Genomic DNA, 14,105 nt, shown 5'->3' with positions numbered 1-14,105 from the left:
GTCAAACCTCGTCTAACGTTGAAACGACTTTCTTCCTCAAACGTTTTTCCACCAATGGCGGAACCAGACCTTTCATGGACCCGCCATGCCTGCAAATTTCCTTCACCAGCCTCGAACTGATGTAGGCATACTCTTCCGCCGGCATCAGGAAAAGCGTTTCCAGCTTCGGCTGAAGTTTTCGATTTGTCAGGGCCATCTGAATTTCGTACTCGTAGTCGGAAAAAGCTCGGATGCCCCGAACGATTGCACGGGCTTTCTTCTTCACGGCATACTCAACCAGCAGGCCGCTGAAGGTGTCCACGGACACATTCTTCATTTCCCGCGTCACTTCCTCAAGCATCTCGACCCGCTCCTCGACGCTGAAGAGCGGTTGCTTTTCCGCGTTCGTCAGCAGGGCGACGATCAGATGGTCAAAAATCCGGCTGCTTCGCTGGATCAGGTCAAAGTGGCCGTTGGTTAATGGGTCGAAGGACCCTGGATAAATCGCGAGAATGTTTGACATGTTCCGAAGCAGGCGTGCAGCAGCAGCGCCCCTGCACTAATAGAGCATTTTAGCGGTTGCGTTCAAATGTTGTAAACCAGATTTTATGAAATGTCAGGGCCGGGTTTCTCGGTGGCGACAGCCTGCCGCAGGTTCCTGCTCATGGCCGCAAAGGCGCGTCGCTGACGGAGCGGAAAGATTACTCTGGCCGCTGATACGCACGCACGTAGTCCACTTCAAATCGAGACGGAAACCGCGTTTGTTCCGGATTGCCGCCGCTCTCGCCCCCGATGGCCTGATTCAGGATCATATAGACGGGCTGGTGAAAAGGATTGAAGCCGTTCCCGCGCGCGTTGCGGGTGCGGCGAAGGTTCACCGAATTTAACAGCGCTCCATCGAGGTACAGATGAATAAACTCGCGGGTCCATTCCATCGCCCAGAGGTGGAACTTGTCAGACCAACTCTGATCGTGAAAGTCGGCGATCGGCTTAAAAATGCTGGCCCAGGTTGCCTTACCATCGGCTCCTTCCCAGGCAACGTTGGCGTTCACGTGTCCGGCGTAATATTCCATGATGTCAATTTCGCCGCAGGCAGGCCAGCGCCTGGAAACCCCCAGCGTCCACCACGCGGGCCAGATGCCCGGGCGCGTATCAATCCGGCCGCGCAGGGTGAAGTAACCGTACTTCCAGCTATGGATGCCGCGCGTGGTGAGACTTGCCGAAGTGTAATCCGCGGCGCGCCGATTTCTGCGCCAGTCGCTGCTGCCCTGGTGATAATCTGGGTTTGCTTTTTTCTCCCGCCGGGATTCGATGATCAATTTCCCGTCCGCGCAGAACGCGTTCTCCGGCTGATACCACTGGAACTCCTCGTTGCGCACGAAGCCGTGTTCGCAAGTCCAGTTGGCGTGGTCAGGCCGCCCGTTCGCATTAAATTCATCCTGCCAGACCAGCCGATAGCCCGCCGGCGGCGCGTCCGAAATTTCGGCAGAGCTCGCAAGCAGCTTCCGTGTGGATGCAACTCCTGCGGCAGCCATTGCCCCTTTCAGTATGCTGCGGCGGGTGATCATCCAAGTACCTCCTCGAGCCTGTAGAGTCTGCCGGGCTGCGCTAGACTCGTAATAGAGCCATCATAGCGGGATCAAGAAACTTTATACTTCCGAATTTCCTCGGCGCTCACTTCGCTGCTCATGCCCGGGGCCTCGGGCCCCAGCACCTCGCCGTCGATCATCTTCTGCGGCCCGCCGGATTCCATATAGATGGCGTTGGGCATGGCCAGGAGCATGTTCAGGTTGGTTTGCCCGCCACCGTGGCTGGCCACCTCCACGTGGTAACCGTCAGCGATAGCGGCAATTTCCATCCACTCGCACACGCCGCCGGCCCGGCGATCGTCGGGCTGCACAATGTCCGCGCCACGTCTTGCAATGAGATCGGCGAAAGCATACTTGGTGTTCAAATTCTCTCCCGTGGCGATCCGCATGTCGAGCGCCTGGGCCACGATGGCGAAGCCTTCCATGTCTTCCGGCGGGAGCGGCTCTTCCAGCCAGAAACAACCCATTTCCTGGTACACCTTGCCTCTCAACAAGGCTTCAGAGCGGTCGAACACCTGGTTGGCGTCCACCATCAACCGTTTGCCCTTCCCGATCGTGTCCAGCGCCATGCGGATTCGCCGGACATCGTCAGCCAGCGTGTACTTCCCGACCTTGATCTTCACCGCTTTGTAGCCCTGTTCCATGGCCGCCGAAACTTGCCGCTTGAAGTGCGAAAGGTCTTCATCGTTGTCGTAGTACCAGCCGCACATCGAGTAGACTGGAATCCGGTCACGATAGGCGCCCAGCATTTTACAGACGGGCAGGCCCGCATTTTTGCCCAGAATATCCCATAGCGCAATGTCGGTAGCCGCCAGCGCAAACTGCGCCACGCCGGTGACGCCCTGGTAGTTCATGGCGTTCCACAGTTCAGCGCGGATTCCCCGCGGAAACGCCGGGTCCTTTCCCATAATTACGGGTTTGACTTCGTTTTCGAGGATCGACTGCACCACGCGCGCGCCTTCACCACGATTGCCGAATGAACTGTTGGCCCAGCCTGTGATGCCCGCGTCGGTGTGGATTCGGAGGACCACGGCGCCCTTGTCCACGTTCAGCGTTTGAAGCGCATCATATTCGGGCTGGCCGGGAGGAGGTTTCAACAGATCCGTCTCAAGCCCGGTAATCTTCAGTGTTTTCCGCTGTTCAGCCGCCGCAGATAATGCCACCCCGAGCGCCGGCAGCGCCGCCGCCGAACGCAGCACGTCTCTTCTGTTCATCTATGCCTCCTCATCCACATGCGGTTTACCGCACGGCAATGTCGAACCGTGCCATTTCACCCCGAAGCTGACCTTGCGTCAAGCAGATTACGCCTCAAAATCAACCGCGATTACTTCGTGCAATCCAACCGACGGCACCTCCAGCCGAACATCGCCGCCATCCTGACGGTAAGCAGCATCTGTTTTCGCAACCAGCAAGTGGACCTTCGCGATCCGGCGGCCCCCGGGGATGCGTACACGCACCTGCTGGCGGGGGGTTGGAATAATCTCCCGCACCGGTCCTTTCATCATCATGGGGTTGGTCAGGTTCACCAGATGGACGGTCATGGAGTTCGTCTGTGTCCAGACGGAAAGGTCAATTATGCCGGGCCCCTCGACCGTGACCGGCAGCGCCTCATTGGTGGCCCAGCGCACCGCATTTCGAAGCAGCTTGCCGTGGTCTGGGTTCAGAACCTCCCAGAAGGTGCGGTCCACATCCCAGGGAAAATACACCACGCGGCCACGCCCGGATTCACGAATAAAGACGCCAGCCTCCTTCGTTTCGTCCGGCCGTGGAAAAACCTCTTCCATGGGAAGGTCCGGATACGACGGCACCACGATCAGTGGGGCATACGAACCTGCGATCGCCGGCTTCACAATCACCCGGTTGACGCCGTTGATGATTCGAGTCGCGTCTTCAAGCCCTGCGAGCAAGGGATGGAAATGGCCAGTGGCCGGGTCCTTCTCGAGCGTCAGATACGAATTTTGCATCGGCCCTTCGGTGCGCCCCGCAAACGACGTGCCGAACAGCGATGCCAGGCCGAAATCATCCCTGCGCACGCCCCACTCGTCATAGAGAGACGTTTCCCAGGTGGCCACCAGATTGCCGCCGCCGTTTACAAATTGCCGGACCTGGTCACACTGTTTCTCTGAAAGCGCCGCAATGTTCGGAAGAACGAGCGTGCGGAAAGCCGCCAGGTGCCCGGCATCCAGCAGTTCATCGTGGACCATCTCGAAAGGAATGCGCGCTTCGACCAGGGCCTGGTAGAAACCAAGTGACGGGTCCTCGACTTTGGCGCGCGCCTGCTCGCCTCCATAAAACGCCGCGGTCTGCTGAGAGTAAACCATGGCGACCCTCGCCAGCGAAGACTCGTTCCGAAGGTATCGCTCATTCTGGTGGTGCCAGTTATAAAGTTCTTCCACCACCGGAAGCCATCGCCTGTCAATCGGCTTGGCGTTGAATTTTGTAAACCACGGACGGAAATTATGCGCCATGCCGTCCACTACCCACGTCCGGATCTCATTGCCACTCTGGACGGAGTCCTTCCAGCGGTACTTGTCTTCCAGACCCACGCTGAAAATGCCGACAATCGACTTGCGGCCGAGGGCGGCGCCATATTCCTTTGCGTTCTTGCCGTTAATCCAGGGCGGCATCAGCCCGCTCCGCCCTTGCCGGTCAGCGAACAAGGTCGGCGCCCTTTCGCCAATGGTTTTCATATTGAGTCCGCTGAGCGCACCGCCGCCCGCGTTCGGGATAAAGCTGGCGTCCGGGTTGATGCTCTTAATGGCGGCATCCCACACACGCCACAACTCGAACAGCCTTTTCTGACGCCAAACAATGTATTCCCGCCGCGCGGGATTCTGGGGATTATTCGTTCGCGGCAGTTCCATTCCGGCGAACGCAATGAAGTTTTCCTGGCAGTGAGCGCAGTAGCACATCCCGGAGCCGGCCCATCGATTGGTGAAGATCCCATCAACGCGATAGAGCCTCATTATTTCCGTGTGCACGGAAGTCATGAATTCGAAATTGTAGGGACCCAGAGCGCAGGTCACCCAGAAGTCCCGGTCAGACCAGTGACGCACCTTCTCGCCCTTCTCGTTTACCATGATCCAATCCGGATGGGCGTCGTACATGTCCTGATGGCAGGCGTGAGCGTCCGTTCGCGCAATCACGTTCATACCCAGAGCACGGCAGCCCTTGACGATTTCGCCAAACGTATCTCGATCGGCCAGCCACTTGCTGCGATAATGGAGCGGAATTTCGGTTGGATAAAAAGCGACACATCCCCCGGCGCTCAGGCACGCCGCATCCGCGTGAATACGCCGGAAGTAGTCGAGCCAGAACTCGCGGTCGTAATTGCCAGGATCATCTTCAACAAAGACAAGCTGCGCCCATCGCATGGGCCGATCGTACCAGCCGGATGTTTGGGACGGCGGAGCGGCGGCGATCGAGTCGCCGGCCACGCTGCTTGAAATCAGCGCGCCGCTTGCCAGCGCCTGCAGAAAGTCACGCCTGTCAATGGTCATTGAACCCGGCCTCCGCCTGGATGGCACAAACCCGCCGCTGTTGGCCTTACAAAATAACACAGAACCGTGGGCCGGGCGGAGTAATGCACAACGCCGGCTCAGAACAGGCTTCCCACGGAAAACCATTCGAACGAATCAGAGCGCCACGATGTAGAATGGTGCCTGCAAGATTGAGTCACAAGATACTTTTGAGGCCTGGAATATTTAAGTGAAGGAGACCACGACATGTGGCAACAGAGCACCAGCGTGAACGTCAGGACCAGTCCCGCCGACGAGACGATCCGCCTGGGACCGCTCGTGGTACGCTTCCTGGTCACGGCGCGGAATTCAAGCGGCAGCGTCGCGGCATTCGAGTTCTTTGTCCCGGCAGCGCAGCGACTGGCTGCGCCTGCGCACAGCCATGACCATTACGAAGAAACAATTTACGGGATTGAGGGAATGCTCACCTGGACCGTCGACGGAAAGCCGATTGACGTGGGACCGGGGCAGGCGCTCTGCATTCCCCGCGGCGCTGTCCACCGTTTTGACAATCACGGAGCCCTCGACGTGAAGGCCCTCTGCGTGATCACCCCGGCGGCCATCGGCCCGGAGTTTTTCCGCGAGTCCGCCGAGGTCATCAACGCGGCCGCAGGTGGGCCCCCGGACAGAGCGAAGATGATTGAGATCATGCTCCGCCACGGCCTTACGCCCGCTCCGTCTCCGTCTCAGACGTAAGGGCGCCCATCCGGGAGCTGCAATCCAGAGGAAAACGAATCTTTCAGATCCTGCAACGTCACGACCAACGGAAAGGCAAAACGCAACCCTTGAGTTCGTCAGGCGATACCGAGTGCCGTCAGGGATTGAGGACGGCCAGGTCGAGTTCGAGCAGGCGCGCTGGATCGGCGATAATTTCCACTTGGGCGATTTTGCCGCGCTTGAGCGCAAAGGTGACCACTCGCATCAGACGTCCCCGCGGGGCCCACACAAGCCCCACCGATCCGTTCACCAAAGCCGGCTGCACAGATTTGGCCACAGCGGCGAACGCGACCGCTCCGCTGGCCCAGTTTCGGGCGCCGCGGATTTCTCTGGGACCTCCCGCGCGCGCAGAGGCTTCGTCCAGATGCACAACGACCTCGGGATCAAGCACGGCGACAAGTCCTTCGATGTCGCCGGCGCGCAAAGCCGAGAGGAAAGCACTGGCCACTGCCCGCTGCTCGATAAGATTGGATGGGACCGCGGAAGCGCCCTGCACGCGACGCCGCGCGCGGCTGGCGAGCTGCCTTGCTGCCACGGGCGTGCGTGCAATGATCGGGGCGATTTCCTCAAAAGGAACTGCAAACATGTCGTGCAGAACGAACGCAACGCGCTCGGCGGGCGTCAGCCGGCCGAGGACAACCAGCAATGCGAGTCCAACCGAGTCAGCCAGCAGCGCCTCCTGTTCGGGATCGCTCCCCGGCCCACTGCTCGCGACCGGTATGTTCGCCGGCCCAGCGATGGGTTCTTCCCTCCGCGAATTGCGCGAGCGCAGCATGTCCAGACAGACGCGCGCCACCACCGTGGTCAGCCAGCCGCCAAGGTTTTCTATACTGCTCTCGTCGGACCGGCTGAGTCGCAGCCAGGCTTCCTGAACGGCGTCGTCCGCCTCATTCATCGACCCCAGGATCCGGTAGGCCACCGCCCGCAGGTGACCGCGGTTGTCTTCAAATCGTTCCGCCAGCCAATTGCCTTCATCCACCGGTCACATCTCCTCGTTTTCGTCCGTCATAGTGGTGACGTACAAAATCCAAACTTTGTGACATGGAGGTATTAGATGATTCAAGCACGGATAAAGAACCCGGTAATGTTTAATCCGGAGGCCATGCAGGCCATGCAAGACCTTGCGAAGGCAGTGGAACGGAGCACCATTCCGCCCAAGACGCTCGCTCTGGTCCACCTGCGCGCCAGCCAGATTAACGGATGCAGCGTCTGTGTTGATCTCTCGCTGCGCTTTAACAAGGCGGGCGATTCAAATGAGCGCCTGTTCGCCGTGGCGGCCTGGCGCGAGGCTCCCTGGTTCAGCGATGCCGAGCGCGCCGCCCTGGCGCTCACCGAAGCCGTCACTCGCTTGAGCGACCGGCCAGACCCTGTACCGGATGACATCTGGAACGAGGCCGCGCGTTTCTATAATGAATCAGAACTGGCGACCCTGGTCCTGTGGATTGCCGTCACCAACGTGTGGAACCGGCTGAACGTGGCCACCCGGCAGGTGGCGGGCGAGTGGGCCAAGTCACTTCAAGCGAAGAAGGTGATGGAGGGCGGCCCTGCGGCCCGCTGAACAAATCGCCGCATGACTCATGGGGCTCCCTAACGGGTACGGGCTGCGTCCGCCGCGCAGCCTTGCACCCCTCGCGTCGTGCGTCGCCTTACCCTTCACAATCTCCCCCGTGGCACGGCCATCTTGGCCGTGGTCCGACACGGGCCGGACGCCCGTGTCACGTCTTCACGTTGTAAATCCTTTTCAGACGCACGGCACTAGTCTTCTCTGGTTCTCCATTGAGGACGATCGATTCTTCCGTTCAAGGCGGGTGATCAGATGACGGTCAAACCCGTGTGGGATCCGAAATCGCCAGCTTGAGTCCCACGGTTGGCAATGCTATGCTTTGCCAATCGTGAATAAACGTCCCCTTTCCGTAACCATCATCGCCTGGATTTATTTAATAATGGGCGTGGTGGGCTTCGTTTATCACGCGGCCGTGCAGAGAACGTTCCATCCGTTTCCCTACGACATCCTCTGGGTGGAACTCATCTTTGTCGCGGCGATTCTGAGTGGCGCGTACATGCTGCGCGGCCACAATTGGGCGCGCTGGCTGGCGCTCGCCTGGATTGCTTTCCACGTGGTCCTGAGCATCTTCCATAACATTCCCGAGCTGGCAATTCACGCCACGCTTTGCGCCGTGCTGGCATTCTTCCTCTTCCGCTCCGCAGCCACCCGCTATTTTCGGCCTGCCGGCCCAAAGCCCGCATAGGCGGCAGTCAGCAAGCGTCGGCGGCCTCGTGCCAAGCGGGTGATTTTCTAAGCACAAGCCCCTGGAATGATCACTTGGGAACTACAAGCCGAAGTGAAATTCAAATTCCACCGGCACACTTACGGGAACGCCGCCACACGTTCCGGGCTTGAAGCGCCACTCGTTCATAACCTGAACGGCGAGCCTGTCAAGGTCAGGGCCGACCGACTGAACGAAGGTAATGCTGTGCAGGCGTCCGTCTCTCCCTAATAACCGCTAAAACTCGCATAATGCCTCCCTCTCCTCTTTGCCTCAGCAAGGGCGGGTAAGGGATTGGCTTCCGCGAGATGGTAACAGGATCAACGGAGTTTGACTCGCCGCACACGGGATGATGACGGACGTCCGGCCCGCTTGGCGGGGTCAGAGCTGCTTCCAGGCTCTCGGTAGGAGAACTGAGCTTCGTCAACTCCGCGATCACCTCGGTCTCCCGCTCACATGCGACTGTACAGCCTTCGGCATAAGCCATGCGCCCCACGGAATGAAGTCGGAATGATCAACAACCTCGAGCCGGGACTTCCACGCAATCGACACGGGGCTCAGAGAATCAGGATCAAGACAAAAATCGACCGATATGTGATTAGGGCGTTTGACGGTGGAGCAGACGAGCCGCTTCCCGCCGACGGTCTGGTCCTTGGGCTGGCCGAGCTTGTCGCCAGAATTCACCTGGGAACCGTATCCCAGCAAAACTCTTGTTGCCTCGCTGATGGCGTACGGCTCGTCATCGAGACTGCTTTGTTCCCAAACTCCGGCGTCAGTAAGCACCTCGACTGCAGAATATGCCGAGGATTGGATCTCTACGCGATACCCTTTCGGGCCGTACCACAGTTTCCGATATGTACCGTCAAGCCATCCGCCGCCGGGTTCGGCCCCCTTAAAGTGAATCTCGAATTCCACGGGTGGAACATCTCTCTTAGCTAGTTCTGACCACGTCGTCACGTTCTTGAGGTGGGCAAGCATCTCCGCGCGATTTGCATGTTGATCCGCGGCAGCCGATGCGATGGCCGCCAGCGCCAGAACAATAGGTGTAAGTTTCCGAACCATCGCTGGTCCCTCCCGAGTGGCCGGTGCAGAAGCGCAATTGTAGCGCGTCCGGTCTGGCCGTGCAGCAGGTTTTCCAACTGGCAACGGCCAGGGTCCAAAACAATCAGCCCCCGCAGGCGTCCATGCCGCGGAAGCCTTGTGGCTCGAGCAGCCAGCCCGAAGCGCCGCGCGAATTCTTCACTTTCACCCACCATTCGGTCTGCGGCAACGAAATTACGTCCCACGGGTACTGCGCGTTGGCTTTACGGACCTGATCTACATAGAGCTCTGCGGAATGAGTCGCTCCCTTATACCAGAAGAGGTCGACGCCCTCGCCCACGCGGTGGAGCAGAAAGAGCTTCGCTCCTGCCGGAACAGTTATGTCCTCGAAAGATGTCTGTTTCCGGATAATTACGAGGCCGGCTTTCCGGGTGATCACCACGCCCGTCAGCGCAGTAATCTTTTCGCCGGGGCGAACAGTGAACGCAAGGCCCGATTCTCTGTTCGTGGACTTATACGCCCGCTGGCTCGACGTTGCAGTCCACTCGCCGTACTGGCAGCACTCGAACGGGCACGCTCCGGGATCGGTAAAAGGCAGCGTGGGCGCGCCAGCGTTGTGAGCCTGTCCAAACGCCAATGCGACCAGCAAGCTGAGGAAGGCAACAACCATCGCAATGCCTCCAAAGAAAGGTCCGGCAGGCAATTATAGAACGACAACGCGAGAAAATCTCTGCCAGCCGCCATAGTCGGTCCGTACCTAGCAGAACGCTGATCTGTGCCCACTTTTAGCCGGCCACAAAGGCTGTGAGAAGAGTCTTGCAGGATGAGTCGAACTTGCATATACTTATTTATCGATATATCGTTTATCGAGCACCTATGCCAAAAAGAAAACTCGACCCCTTACCCTCGGCGGCGTTCCAGATTCTGCTGTCACTGGTTGGCGAAGACCTGCACGGATACGGGATCATGCGTCAAGTGGCAAGCCAGACCGGCGGCCGAATGCGCCTGGGACCCGGAACGCTTTATAGCTCAATCCAGGTCTTACTCGAAGAGAAATTCATCCAGGAAGTTGATCTGCGTGAAGACCCAGGACTCAACCATGAGCGGCGCCGCTACTATCGATTGACCACAGCAGGACGCAAGCTTGCTCGAACAGAGGCCGAAAGGCTGGCGGATTTATTGCGCGTCGCACGCGCCAAGAAAATCCTGCGAGGGGAATATGTCTGAAAAGGTTTACACCTGGCTGTTTCGGCTATTCCCTTCTCATTTTCGCGAAGAATTTGGCGTGGAAGCCCTCCTTCTGTTTCGCGACCGGGCACGAGATGAAAGGGGATTCTTGCCGCGCCTTCGCCTTTGGCTGGATCTGCTCTTCGATCTCGCGGTCTCGCTTCCCCGTATGCACAGCTCTATCGTGCCGGAATTTGGCAGCATCCAAGCCTCCCGCAGTTTCGAAAGACTATTTATATTTCGCGTTCAGGAAGCCGAGGCGCCACGTCCGGCGGCGCTGCTTTTCGGGGGCGTTCTTTCACTCGCGACCCTGGGCGCTGTCCCTGCTCTGATTAATCATTTCGGCAATTCGCGGCTGCCAAGCGCCCCGGCCATGAGGCCCCAACGTACCGAGCTTGCCATACTTGGATTCCGCAAACTTCAGGCTTCGCAATCGAATCCGAACGATCCAGGACACAGGCTGGCTGAGGGCGAGAAACTGGGCGAGGCGGAAAAGCAGAGAGTGATTGAAGCAGTGGCCGCGAATTTGAGAGAGCACTATATTCATCCAGACCTTGCCGACAAGGTTGCGCAGGCGCTGGCGGCACATCAAAAAGCCGGCGATTATGGAAGCATTACGGATGGCGCAGCATTCGCCGCTCTGCTGACGAAGCAACTGAGGGACACAAGCCGCGACATGGGCCTGGAAGTGGTCTATAGCCGCCTTCCATTACGGGATCGCCCGATGGGGCCGAACGCCGAGCGCCTTGCACAGTACCGGCGGGCGCTGGAAGAAAGCAACTGCAACTTCGAGAAAATCGAGGTCCTGCCACACAGCATCGGTTATTTAAAATTAAATTCGTTTCCTGATCCTTCCATCTGCAGTTCAGAAGCGAAGGCAGCCTTGGCGTCTCTGAATGATGCCAAGGCGATCATCTTCGATTTGCGGGACAACCATGGCGGATACCCCAGAATGGTTATGCTCATCGCGGCCTACTTGTTTGACCACCCGGAATACATGTACAACCCGAGAGAGAATACGACGGATCGATCATGGACACAGTCGCCAGTTCCAGGAAACAAGCTCGCAGACAAGTCGATCTATGTATTGACCTCGGCCAGAACGTTTTCCGGTGCAGAGCACTTCAGCTACAACTTAAAAATGCTGAAGAGGGCCATACTCGTAGGCGAAACCACAGGCGGCGCTACTGATGTCGGAACTTTCCATCGGATCGACGAACATTTCGGAATGGGCATTCGCGAAACGCGAGCGATTAATCCCTACTCAGAACCCGACTGGGCGGTAGTGGGTGTGCGGCCCAATGTGAAAGTCAGACCCGAAGATGCCTTACAAGTGGCAGAACATCTTGCAGAACAAAAAATCCAGACGATGAAAACCTTGGGAACTCGTTAGATTCCACATGGGCAGTTTCCAAATCTTAAACCGCAGGGTCTGCGAGCTGCTTGCTATAAATCAATTTTCGCACTGTATACCGGCTATTCCGCAAGCGCCGCCAGGATGAAGTCGGCACGGTCCGCCACTCCCACCTTCGGCAAGAGTCCGTAGCGCAGCCCGCCGTTCGCGCGGTCGGCGGCTTTTCGCCGGTTTCCAAATTAATAGCCGCAGAGGCTGCATTACCCAGGCTGCGTGCGACCTGCGTCATTAATCGCCATTCCCGCGCAGGAGGCGGCAGATGTCTCGTCCGTATTTCTCGAGCTTGCTGATTCCGATTCCGGGGATGGCGAGCAGATCTTCGGTGGTTGCCGGGCGGCTGCTGGCCAGGGCACTCAGAGTGCGGTCGTTGAAGATACAGAACGCGGGCAGGCCGCGCCGCCGGGCTTCGGCCAGGCGCCAGGCGCGCAACGCCGCTTCCAGGCGGGCCTCGTTTTTGTTTTCCACCCCTTTCGCGTTCGCCGCCGCCTCAGGCCGTGCTGCGGCTTCCGGTCTTGAGGCCTTGTTCCGTCCCTCGGGAGCTTTGGACTTCCTCTTCCTTTTGCGCTTGTCGGGTGGAAGCACATTCTCTTTCATCAGGAAGTTGACCGGCGTCCGCTCGTCCACGGCGTAACCGGCATCCGTAAGCCTGGCAGTACGGTAAGGGATCGACTTGCCATCCTTCTCAAAGGCCGAGTCGATTAGCTCTACGAGGCCTGCCCGTGCCATGGCCCCAAGCACTTCTTCAAAAGCATTGCGGGCCATTTCACGACCCGGGCATACCGCCAGATAAAGTTTGCCCGTTGATTTTATGTTCGTCTTGCGCAGGGCGGCCGCTACCCGCAAGAGCCAGGCATGCTCCTCCTGGGTGGCGCTCCGAAGCCGTTGTGCTCCGCAATGCGTGGGATCGCAGAAATCGCAGATCCCGCAAGCCTTCTGCCCGTCGGCAAGATCGCCAAAATGGCGCACCAGACTGGCCATGCGGCACTGCCGGCTCTCTGCGTAACGGATCATCTGATCGATTTGCGCCCGCTTCTGTTCTGCTTGAGCAAGATAGGCGTCGCGCCAACCGGTGGCGCCCCGGCTGACATTTTCAGCATAATCCACCACGGCGCCTCCGTGGATCCATAGCTTTTCCAGCGCCTTGTCAAAGTCCTCTTCCTCCGCCTGGACCTGCCGCTGGAGCGCCGCTTTCGTTTGCGGCGCAGGCCCAAGGTGCGCAAAGATTCCATCAAGCACTCTGATGTCCGGATAATCGCGCTCGAAGAAGAAGTCGTGGGTGTAGCGGTCGGCATAGGAGTGCATCAGGATGGCCCGGCTGGGTTTTCCGTCACGGCCGGCGCGTCCGATCTCCTGGTAATACGCTTCCATGCTGCCAGGCAGGGCCGTATGGATTACAGTACGGATATCGGCTTTGTCAATCCCCATCCCAAAGGCGATCGTCGCCACAATCACCTCCACCCGCCCCTTGAGAAACTCGGCCTGCACTTGCTGCCGTATCCCGGCATCGAGGCCGGCGTGATAGGCCATGGCGGGAAAGGAAGAGGCCAGTTCGGCTGCCAGAGCCTGCGCCTGCTTGCGCGTGGGCGTATAGACGATTGCCGGCCGCCGTTCCGCCACCCGCAGCAGTTGATGGGTAAGTTCGGGTCGCTGAAAAGGGGCAGTTTCGACAACCTCAATGGCAATGTTGGAGCGCCGGAAACCGTGAACAAAGAGGGCCGGGCGCACCAGCCCCAATTGCGCCACGATGTCCTTCTGAACAATAGGCGTGGCGGTGGCCGTCAGCGCTATCAGCGGCGCAGGGCGCAAGCCCGGCAGATGCTGGCCCAGCATACGGTAATCCGGCCTGAAGTCGTGCCCCCATTGCGAGATGCAATGTGCTTCGTCAATCGCGACCAGGGACGGCGGCCTCTTGGCCAGCATCTCCGGGAAGCCGGCCACGCGCAGCCGCTCCGGGGCAATAAAAAGAAATTGCAACACTCCACGCAGGTAATCCTGGCAGACACGGCGCAGGTCGGCGCGCGGGCGGCCGGAATGGATGCGCTCAACCGCAAAACCCCGCTCCTTGAGCTTTGCTACCTGGTCTTCTATCAGGGCAATCAGCGGACTGATCACCAGCGTGGTCCCGCTGCGCGAGACGCCCGGCAACTGGTAACAGAGCGACTTGCCGGACCCGGTGGGCATGACCAGCAGGATGTCCTGCCCTTTGATGGCCGCACGGCAAACAGCTTCCTGGTTCGGCCGGAAGGAGGAGAACCCAAACGCACTGCGCAGAAGCTTATGAAGATCGTCGGTTGGCATGGGTGCGGTCCCACTTGGTAAACACCGGCTGCGCGCCAAGCCGATGGCTGGCAGC

14 protein-coding genes are annotated in these 14,105 nt (G+C 58.9%); 6 read left to right on the top strand and 8 right to left on the bottom strand.

Annotated elements, in window-relative coordinates; genetic code table 11:
- Position 1: 1 nt before the first annotated feature.
- The 4 genes from coaD to VFQ24_05860 form a co-directional block, all read right to left on the bottom strand.
- Positions 2-502, bottom strand: a complete 501-nt coding sequence (coaD, locus tag VFQ24_05875) for a pantetheine-phosphate adenylyltransferase (protein ID HET9177871.1) — start codon at positions 500-502, stop codon at positions 2-4.
- A gap of 178 nt (positions 503-680) precedes the next feature.
- Positions 681-1,547: a glycoside hydrolase family 16 protein gene (locus tag VFQ24_05870; protein ID HET9177870.1), complete on the bottom strand. Its 867-nt coding sequence runs from the start codon at positions 1,545-1,547 to the stop codon at positions 681-683.
- A 71-nt stretch (positions 1,548-1,618) separates the two neighbouring features.
- Positions 1,619-2,782 (bottom strand): mandelate racemase/muconate lactonizing enzyme family protein, encoded by a 1,164-nt coding sequence (locus VFQ24_05865; protein HET9177869.1) that lies wholly within the window; start codon positions 2,780-2,782, stop codon positions 1,619-1,621.
- 87 nt (positions 2,783-2,869) lie between these two features.
- Positions 2,870-5,068 (bottom strand): alpha-amylase family protein, encoded by a 2,199-nt coding sequence (locus tag VFQ24_05860; protein HET9177868.1) that lies wholly within the window; start codon positions 5,066-5,068, stop codon positions 2,870-2,872.
- Between the two features lie 225 nt (positions 5,069-5,293).
- Between VFQ24_05860 and VFQ24_05855 the strand changes: the two genes are divergently transcribed.
- The gene (locus VFQ24_05855) at positions 5,294-5,782 is read left to right on the top strand and encodes a cupin domain-containing protein (protein ID HET9177867.1); all 489 of its coding nucleotides are present in this window, start codon (positions 5,294-5,296) and stop codon (positions 5,780-5,782) included.
- Between the two features lie 118 nt (positions 5,783-5,900).
- Here VFQ24_05855 and VFQ24_05850 read toward each other — a convergent pair whose 3' ends face one another.
- Complete coding sequence (locus VFQ24_05850; protein HET9177866.1) at positions 5,901-6,782, bottom strand: sigma-70 family RNA polymerase sigma factor; 882 nt, start codon at positions 6,780-6,782, stop codon at positions 5,901-5,903.
- Positions 6,783-6,860: 78 nt separating this feature from the next.
- Here VFQ24_05850 and VFQ24_05845 point away from each other — a divergent pair, with 78 nt between their 5' ends.
- The 3 genes from VFQ24_05845 (at position 6,861) to VFQ24_05835 (ending at position 8,301) form a co-directional block, all read left to right on the top strand.
- On the top strand, positions 6,861-7,361 hold the full coding sequence (locus VFQ24_05845; GenBank protein HET9177865.1) for a carboxymuconolactone decarboxylase family protein: 501 nt from the start codon (positions 6,861-6,863) through the stop codon (positions 7,359-7,361).
- A gap of 334 nt (positions 7,362-7,695) precedes the next feature.
- Positions 7,696-8,052, top strand: coding sequence for a hypothetical protein (locus VFQ24_05840; GenBank protein ID HET9177864.1), 357 nt, complete (start codon positions 7,696-7,698; stop codon positions 8,050-8,052).
- A gap of 66 nt (positions 8,053-8,118) precedes the next feature.
- On the top strand, positions 8,119-8,301 hold the full coding sequence (locus VFQ24_05835) for a hypothetical protein (GenBank protein ID HET9177863.1): 183 nt from the start codon (positions 8,119-8,121) through the stop codon (positions 8,299-8,301).
- A gap of 204 nt (positions 8,302-8,505) precedes the next feature.
- On the opposite strand, the gene VFQ24_05830 is transcribed toward VFQ24_05835, so the two are convergent.
- Complete coding sequence (locus tag VFQ24_05830) at positions 8,506-9,132, bottom strand: hypothetical protein (GenBank protein ID HET9177862.1); 627 nt, start codon at positions 9,130-9,132, stop codon at positions 8,506-8,508.
- A 103-nt stretch (positions 9,133-9,235) separates the two neighbouring features.
- On the bottom strand, positions 9,236-9,781 hold the full coding sequence (locus VFQ24_05825) for a hypothetical protein (GenBank protein ID HET9177861.1): 546 nt from the start codon (positions 9,779-9,781) through the stop codon (positions 9,236-9,238).
- Between the two features lie 206 nt (positions 9,782-9,987).
- Here VFQ24_05825 and VFQ24_05820 point away from each other — a divergent pair, with 206 nt between their 5' ends.
- Both VFQ24_05820 and VFQ24_05815 read left to right on the top strand, forming a co-directional pair.
- A complete protein-coding gene (locus VFQ24_05820; protein ID HET9177860.1) occupies positions 9,988-10,338 on the top strand; it encodes a helix-turn-helix transcriptional regulator in 351 nt (116 codons plus the stop codon).
- A 502-nt stretch (positions 10,339-10,840) separates the two neighbouring features.
- On the top strand, positions 10,841-11,731 hold the full coding sequence (locus VFQ24_05815) for a S41 family peptidase (GenBank protein HET9177859.1): 891 nt from the start codon (positions 10,841-10,843) through the stop codon (positions 11,729-11,731).
- Between the two features lie 249 nt (positions 11,732-11,980).
- Here VFQ24_05815 and VFQ24_05810 read toward each other — a convergent pair whose 3' ends face one another.
- On the bottom strand, positions 11,981-14,050 hold the full coding sequence (locus tag VFQ24_05810; GenBank protein HET9177858.1) for an ATP-dependent DNA helicase RecQ: 2,070 nt from the start codon (positions 14,048-14,050) through the stop codon (positions 11,981-11,983).
- Positions 14,051-14,105: the final 55 nt, after the last annotated feature.

The sequence above is a fragment of the Terriglobia bacterium genome, assembly GCA_035712365.1.
In the GTDB taxonomy this organism is placed as follows: Bacteria; Acidobacteriota; Terriglobia; order UBA7540; family UBA7540; genus SCRD01.
The sequence above is the reverse complement of the archived record's forward strand: the minus strand, read 5'-3'. Positions and strand labels throughout refer to the sequence as shown.

Excerpts from the sequence above, each read along its gene's own strand:
- VFQ24_05825 (HET9177861.1), bottom strand. The coding sequence starts at position 9,781 with ATGGTTGTTGCCTTCCTCAGCTTGCTGGTCGCATTGGCGTTTGGACAG.
- VFQ24_05855 (HET9177867.1), top strand. The coding sequence starts at position 5,294 with ATGTGGCAACAGAGCACCAGCGTGAACGTCAGGACCAGTCCCGCCGAC.
- VFQ24_05830 (HET9177862.1), bottom strand. The coding sequence starts at position 9,132 with ATGGTTCGGAAACTTACACCTATTGTTCTGGCGCTGGCGGCCATCGCA.
- VFQ24_05810 (HET9177858.1), bottom strand. The coding sequence starts at position 14,050 with ATGCCAACCGACGATCTTCATAAGCTTCTGCGCAGTGCGTTTGGGTTC.
- VFQ24_05835 (HET9177863.1), top strand. The coding sequence starts at position 8,119 with ATGATCACTTGGGAACTACAAGCCGAAGTGAAATTCAAATTCCACCGG.
- VFQ24_05865 (HET9177869.1), bottom strand. The coding sequence starts at position 2,782 with ATGAACAGAAGAGACGTGCTGCGTTCGGCGGCGGCGCTGCCGGCGCTC.
- coaD (HET9177871.1), bottom strand. The coding sequence starts at position 502 with ATGTCAAACATTCTCGCGATTTATCCAGGGTCCTTCGACCCATTAACC.
- VFQ24_05860 (HET9177868.1), bottom strand. The coding sequence starts at position 5,068 with ATGACCATTGACAGGCGTGACTTTCTGCAGGCGCTGGCAAGCGGCGCG.
- VFQ24_05870 (HET9177870.1), bottom strand. The coding sequence starts at position 1,547 with ATGATCACCCGCCGCAGCATACTGAAAGGGGCAATGGCTGCCGCAGGA.
- VFQ24_05820 (HET9177860.1), top strand. The coding sequence starts at position 9,988 with ATGCCAAAAAGAAAACTCGACCCCTTACCCTCGGCGGCGTTCCAGATT.